At 63.4% G+C, this 4,482-nt stretch carries 2 protein-coding genes and 1 pseudogene; 1 reads left to right on the top strand and 2 read right to left on the bottom strand.

Features of this window, described 5'->3' with window-relative positions:
• A partial coding sequence (locus RHODMAR_RS02665; protein WP_008711026.1) for an HAD-IB family hydrolase occupies positions 1–1,242 on the bottom strand: 1,242 nt, incomplete at its 3' end.
• A complete protein-coding gene (locus RHODMAR_RS02660; RefSeq protein ID WP_008711025.1) occupies positions 1,239–3,536 on the bottom strand; it encodes a glycerol-3-phosphate 1-O-acyltransferase in 2,298 nt (765 codons plus the stop codon). The genes RHODMAR_RS02665 and RHODMAR_RS02660, both read right to left, overlap by 4 nt.
• 473 nt (positions 3,537–4,009) lie before the next feature.
• On the opposite strand from RHODMAR_RS02660, the pseudogene RHODMAR_RS28590 reads away from it, so the two are divergent.
• Positions 4,010–4,482, top strand: a pseudogene (locus RHODMAR_RS28590) (translation initiation factor); the annotation flags it as partial.

Raw genomic sequence — 4,482 nt, 5'->3', positions numbered from 1 at the left:
GGGCACACCTGCCTGCATCGCCAGATGGAAGCCGCCCTTCTTGAACCGGCCGAGACGCGAGGTCGGCATTCGCGTGCCCTCGGGTGCGATGGCCACGGAGATGCCACTGTGCAACTTTTCGATCGCCGGCCGCATCGCCTCGCGTGCCTGTGAGGGATCACCACGATCGACATAGGCGACGTCGAAGATCCTGCCCAGCAGCGCGAACCGCGGATCGCGTTCGAGCTCGCGCTTTGCGACGGCAGTGATGTCGCGGCGCAGGATGGACGTGACGATGATCGAGTCCGCTGTGCTCTGGTGATTGAACATGAACACCGCTGGCCGAGCAGACCACGCATGCTCCGTGCCGGTCACGTCGAGCTTCACGCCCGCGATGGTCAGCGCGATGTCCGGTGCGATGGTGCTCGTGATGTTCGCGCCGTTGCGGCGACTCCGCGTAAGAATGCCGAGCCCGAGGCCGATCGACGCGCTGGCCAGAACCGACCCAAGAGCGGCCGTGCTCCGGACGGCGGAGGTGAGGTCGGTGCCCCGCTTGGGCTTGTCCAACGTCAGCGACGGCCAATTCTTCTTTGCGGCGTAGCGCTGCAGTTCGGGATCCGGATTGAGGGCGACGGGACGTCCGACGGCCTCGAGCAGTGGCACGTCTTCGCCGCCGTTGGAATACGCGAAACAGCCGGCCAGATCGATGCCCTCGCGTTCGGCGTAATCGATCGCCGCCTGACCTTTGCGTGGCCCCCACAGTGATTTGCCGACCAGCTCGCCGGTGAGAATCCCGTCGGTGACGACGGGTGTGGTGCACAGCAGTTCTTCGAACATCATGTCCTGCTGCACCGGGATCGCCTGGTACGGCGTGGCCGAGGTGGCCATCACCAAGCGATGCCCGGCATGCCGGTGCGCCTCGACGAGGGCCCGGGCCTGCGGGTAGATCATCGGCGCTATTTCGTTGCGGAACAGGGTGTATGCCTGCTCCATCAGGTCCTCTTCCCGACGGCCCTCCAGGCCGCGGACGGCCTTGCCCATCAGGTTGTCGACGGGGGAGTTGCGCATTCGCATTTCGACGACGGCGCTGGAGATCTCCCACAGTTCCTTGACCGTCACATCGAGAGTCTTGAGACGTTCGAGAAACACTGCACGGGCGGAGAATCCGTCGATCAGGGTGCCGTCGAGATCGAAGTACGCCACGGTGTCTCGGCCGGGTGGAGCGGCAGCGATCGCGATCAGTCGATCGTCGAACTCGGTCATGAATTGTTCTCCTCGGGAGCCGACACAGGTTCGACGTCACGCAACATGCGGTGGGCCATATCGCGAATCGTGCGAACCTTGCGGGCCCACTCGTCGATCTCGAGCGCGAAGTCTCTGCGACGGCGCGCGATACCCTCGGACGACGAATCGATCAGGTCGCGGTTCTCTGCCAATTGCAGTGCAGTGTCGAACAGTTCGCCGGAAATGGCCTCGCTGTGATCGAGCTGTTGACGAAGCCGCTTGGCCTGAGCCGCACCGAGGCACTCGGCGATGAACTTCGGCTTGTCGAATTCGCCGCTCTGGGGCAGCAGCATCAGCTGATCGGCCACCACCTGATACGCCTCGAAGATCGGCTGCAGCACTCGATGCGCCAGATGTAGATCCTGTGACTGGAGTTGTTGCGCAGCATAATCGGGGTCGCTGATCTTGACCCGCCAGTCCGGATCGATCAGATCGACCTCGGACTCCAGTCGCTCGCTGAAATCCTTCTTGTCGCCGAAGAAGAACTCGAACTTGAGCAGATCGCGCAACTCCAATGCCGACTGCCACAGCAATTCCTGCGTCAGGGGCACCGAACCGCCGCGCGTCGGCAGCACCACCAGTTCGCCGATGGCACGCATCACGAAGAAGTGAATAGCGTTGTTGCGGAAGAACGCTGCCACGAGATGCTTGTCCTGGGCCAGATAGAACAGCGGTTCGGGACCGTCGTCGAAGCGTTTGACGACGTTGGCGTTGACCTGGGTGATGACGGCCGAGCGCACCACATCGACGTCGGCTATGTCGACGCCTCCCGCGGTGGGCAGATTTCGCTGCTTGATGTAGCGGGCGAGAGGGGCAATGATCGCCCACATCTCGTTGACGTTGAGGGCGCGATCCTCGATGCCCAACAGCGCCATCGTGACCAGCGCGGCCGGGGTGACCGGGGTGGAGTCGTTGATCGCGTGCGCGACACCGAGGGCGATCTTCTGCACTGCCACTCGCTTGTCGGGATTCTCGGCGACGATCGAGGCCACCGACATCGGCTCTCCGAAATTGAGATAGACGTTGCCACGCAACGTGCCCTGCGCGCGGATGTACCCGATGGCCATCCGAATGCCCTCGGCCTGTTTCTTCGCCCCGTGCGATTCCTCGGCCATCGCGCCGACCTCGTGCAGGCGGTCGTAGGTGATGGACGTCGGAATCAGAAAGACGTCCCCGGCGTCGCTGGACTCGAGCGCATCGACGAGATAGCTCAGCAGGCCGAACCTCGGCGGCCGGAGCTTGCCGGTGCGGCTTCGGCCACCTTCTATGTACCACTCGAGGTTGAACCGCTTGCTCAGCAGGAAGCTCATGTACTGACGCAGCGTCCACTTGTAGATCGCGTCGGAGAACTTGCGCTGAATGAGCACGACGCCACTGCGTTTGGCGATCGGACCCAGGGGCCAGAAACCGACGTTGATGCCGCCCATGACGTGATTGAGTGGCAGGCCCTCGGCCAGCAGCGCCGGTCGGAGCACGAGCGGATCGAGATAGGAGCGGTGATTGGGCAGGAACACCAACGGATAGTTCTTGTTGAGTTCGCGTACCTTCTGCAACTGATCACGATCGACGTCGACCTTGTAGGCCCGAGAGAAGTAGGCCCCGAGCGTGCCCCACATCTCGACTGCCCGTCGGGTCTCGGTGGCGACCATTTCGCCGAGGATCTCGTTGACGCGGGTGTCGACTGCCTCGCGATCCTGGCCGACCTCGTCCGCGAGCGCGGTGATGCCGTCGCGGAACTTCTTCTGTTCCGTCATGTCCTCGACGACGAATCGCGGGATCTTGTACTCCGAGCCGATGACGCCACGCTCGGCCTTGTCCAGCGCCAGACTGGCCTGGCGCAGGATGAACGACGACAGCGAGGTGCCACCGCCCCGCTCGAACCGATCTTGCAGATCACTGAGTGTCGCGGGCTCGCCGACCAATACCGCGGAATGATCGGGGTCGTCGCCCGCCACCCATCGCTGCCAGACCTGGGTGGGCTTGGATCGACCGCGCGGAGCGAAGATGCGGTGCAGAATCCCGGTCTTGCGATCGGACAACGTCACTCGCAGAGGGATCAGCAGCGGATCGTCGGCGTACCCGCGAACGGTGTCCGACAGTGACGTCTTGGCCTCACCGGAGAGCACCACCGAGGGCGGACGCGGTTCCCCGTCCGGTGTGGTGGCATCGATCCACTGATTCAGCGCCTGAACCTCGAGGGTGGATTTGGCGTCGAGCAAATACACGTGCGGACCGTCGCTGAGCGACTGTTCGTCCGCGTCGAGGTGGTACATCGATGCTCCTGTTCCGTACCTACGCAACGAGGCACGTCGCCAGGCTACGCGGGAGATACCGGCCGCGAGGGCGGTTCGGCGAGGTGGTGCCGGGGCGAATTCGATCGACTGTCTCGCAGAACTACTCCCGGGTATTCGCGAGTCGATGTCACGTCGAGTGGACTGGAGCGGCGAGTGCGGCGGCTGGCGTATAGAGTTGAAGACATCGACCTTCTCGGTCAACCCAATCTAAGTGTTAATCCAAGTAACAGTTACTTGAGGTTACAGTTACTTCTCGTCAGTGCGTCCATGACGATGTCGGTGAATCCTCGACACGCTCGGTCCGTCGGGCCGGCTCGTTCGACGAACACCTCACTACACTCGCTCTGATTCTGCCGTGCTTCGTGCCATGACATCGCGCGTGCATCTGTGCGACAGTATTCGCAAACACTTTCGAGAAAGGCCGGTAGTCGATGCCACCCCGTGGGCGCGCCGTGAACGATTCGTTGACTCCCGAGAATCTGGCGACGCTGGCCGCTGCGCTCGCCGAGGGCCGTCGGGCCACCGTCTATCTCCGCGAGCCGAACCCCAGCCTCGGCTTGCCCGACGGTACGTCGGCGAAGGTCGTGTCGATCGACGGCACCACGGTCACCATCAGCCCGAAGGGTGTCAACGACGAATTGCCCTACGAGGCCGAGGAACTGCGGATCACTCGCAATGCGGCAACCTCGGCAGCTCCGGCCAAGCGCGTGCCCGCGAAGAAGGTGGCGACGCCGCCGTCGAGAACCGCCGAACCGACCTCGGCCGCTGAGTCCGTACGGGCTGTGAACAAGGCCGCGCCGGTCGCAACCAAGGCCGCGTCGGTCGAAAACAAGGCCGCGCCGGTTCGAGACACGGCGGTGCAGCCGAAGAACCAGGCGGCCCGCCGAGCCAAGAAGGCGCCGAGTGGAGTCAGCGTCACCATTTA

This window comes from Rhodococcus sp. AW25M09 (genome assembly GCF_000333955.1).
Taxonomy (GTDB): Bacteria; Actinomycetota; Actinomycetes; order Mycobacteriales; family Mycobacteriaceae; genus Rhodococcoides.
This window is presented reverse-complemented; position numbering and strand designations above follow the sequence as displayed.

Bases quoted from the DNA above. Each gene is read 5' to 3' on its own strand.
- RHODMAR_RS02660 (WP_008711025.1), bottom strand. From the start codon at position 3,536: ATGTACCACCTCGACGCGGACGAACAGTCGCTCAGCGACGGTCCGCAC.